The 296-nt window shown below is 49.7% G+C and carries 1 protein-coding gene; it reads left to right on the top strand.

The window, feature by feature from the left end; all coding sequences use genetic code 11:
- Positions 1–51: 51 nt before the first annotated feature.
- A partial coding sequence (locus K1F36_RS18705) for a phosphoenolpyruvate carboxykinase (ATP) (protein ID WP_220115147.1) occupies positions 52–296 on the top strand: 245 nt, incomplete at its 3' end.

Here is a 296-nt window from a genome sequence, read left to right as displayed (position 1 = left end):
CATTTTTTTGATATTCTTGAAGGCATATACAAATCAACAGAACAAGAAATCATGTCCGTATCACCGTCCGCCGACGTTATTGCGTCGCTTGAAAAATTAAACCTCAACCCCAACAACATCCACTACCAATTGTCCCCGGAAGAACTCCAGGACATCACGGTCGACAATGGAAGGGGCAAAGAGGCCTCTTCAGGGGCGTTGGCGGTAAACACTGGGGAATTCACGGGCCGGTCGCCAAAGGACCGCTTCATCGTCAAGGACGATATCACCAAGGACAAGATCTGGTGGGGCGACAT

The organism is Flagellimonas abyssi (genome assembly GCF_019457905.1).
Taxonomy (GTDB): Bacteria; Bacteroidota; Bacteroidia; order Flavobacteriales; family Flavobacteriaceae; genus Flagellimonas; species Flagellimonas abyssi.
Note: the sequence above shows the minus strand (reverse complement) of the source record. Positions and strands in the feature narration are given on the sequence as shown.